Annotated in this window: 1 protein-coding gene; it reads right to left on the reverse strand. The window is 44.8% G+C overall.

Annotation, left to right across the window (positions count from 1 at the left end; all coding sequences use genetic code 11):
- Positions 1-34: 34 nt before the first annotated feature.
- Entirely contained in the window at positions 35-877 is an 843-nt protein-coding gene (locus tag ACLIRY_RS27115) for a hypothetical protein (RefSeq protein ID WP_413208523.1), read from the reverse strand.
- Between the last annotated feature and the right edge of the window lie 343 nt (positions 878-1,220).

The raw sequence follows: 1,220 nt of genomic DNA on the forward strand, positions 1-1,220 counted from the left end.
TCCCAGGGGGCCTATTGACCGGGTGGCGAGAGCGTCACCCCGTGAACTCCGTCGTATAGGGGAGAAAATCGAAGCGGCCTTCTTTTCGAAGAAGGACATGTTCGCAATACCGGTCGATGGCCTCCTTCGGATCGGCCAAAATGCGCATGTTCGGCACATCTGCGTCTTTGATATGATAGACAACCTTATCCTGGATATGATTCTTTACGAAAAGAACATCTCCTTTTCTCTCCAGCCTGGAATATCGACTGTCGAGAAACATCATGAAGTTTGTATAGGATTCCATCGATAAGTCTTTTGGGCGAACCCCTGGAATCATTTCTTCTATCAAAGGCAGATATTTTTTCTTCAACCTAAGTCTTTTAAGGTAGTTATCTATACTACTCCACCCGCCTACGATAGGGAGGGGGAGGAGTATCCGCCGAATACCCCATGTCGTTTCTTCTGGAGCATTCAGCCCGTCGAAACGTTGGTAATAGGCAAGGCGGATCGGATCAGGAAGGCTCAGATGACGACCGTAGTATCCATCAATATCATGTAAATCAACGTTATCTCCAATATTCTCACGTTCAATAGAGATAAGCCTACCATTCACCTCTTGCATAAGTTTATAAGAAATTCCAGGACTGCCAAAGCTAGACCCATCCAAACTTCTTATAAAAAGATCCCCTCCATTAAAAAGAATGCGTCCAGTTCTCTCCTGATGTTGAATCGTTCTCCCATAAAGCCATTCCTTTCCTTTTTTTATGGGGGTCACAATATCAGGATCGCTTTTTATTTTGAAAATGCCATTCAATACATCTCTAGGAATTTGATCTTCTGATTTTATAACATCAAGCATCTTCTCTGAGAGAATATCTTCATAGGTTATCGGCATTTACTCATCCCTTCATACCTTTAATTTGTTGAGTTAGCAGATATTCCATCGCGTCTTGTTCTTTTTTAAGCCATAGACTGTAGTCTCCATTGATCGGCTTTCCTTTGTAGGTGATCCATGGGTTCTCTGTCCCCTGAACGCGGCAGCCTTTCGAGCAGTTCAAGGATGCCGGAAGCGGTTGATAGTTGATCGGATTATTCTCTACCAGCTTTCGCTGAGTAATTGCTCACGGGGTTGGCGAAATCGGTTGGCTGACGGCCTGGGTTGTGATTCAACCTTTGTATGAAAACGCCCCGGACATATCGACTTAGCGAAGCGGAGAAAGACGCCTTGCTGCTTGAGC

The sequence above is a fragment of the Rhodospirillum sp. A1_3_36 genome, assembly GCF_047263945.1.
GTDB lineage: Bacteria > Pseudomonadota > Alphaproteobacteria > Rhodospirillales > Rhodospirillaceae > Rhodospirillum.

What these genes read in the sequence shown, in the direction of transcription:
- ACLIRY_RS27115 (WP_413208523.1), bottom strand. Translation starts at nt 877, where the DNA reads ATGCCGATAACCTATGAAGATATTCTCTCAGAGAAGATGCTTGATGTT.